General features: G+C 30.3%; 1 protein-coding gene. It reads left to right on the top strand.

What is annotated here, in order from left to right:
- The coding region (locus R2R70_RS20635) for a diguanylate cyclase domain-containing protein (RefSeq protein WP_410978996.1) at window positions 1–267 on the top strand (267 nt) is incomplete at both ends.

Below are 267 nucleotides of genomic sequence, written 5' to 3'. Positions count from 1 at the left end.
GTACATAACAATAGTCCGTTTAGTTTAGTCACTTTTCATAATGAAACAACTGGATTATTAAATCGACGTGCACTGAATGCGAGATGGTCTGAACACTATGCTGATTATAAAGACGATAAAAATATCGCTTTGTTATTAGTCGACTTAGATCGCTTTAAAAAATTTAATGAATCGCTTGGAAAACAAAAAACGGATCATATGTTAAAGCAAATTAGTGAACGTTTGAATGAACTACAAAATGAAAGTTATGAATTATTCCATTATAAC

This window comes from Cobetia sp. SIMBA_158 (assembly GCF_046566945.1).
In the GTDB taxonomy this organism is placed as follows: Bacteria; Pseudomonadota; Gammaproteobacteria; order Pseudomonadales; family Halomonadaceae; genus Cobetia; species Cobetia amphilecti.
This window is presented reverse-complemented; position numbering and strand designations above follow the sequence as displayed.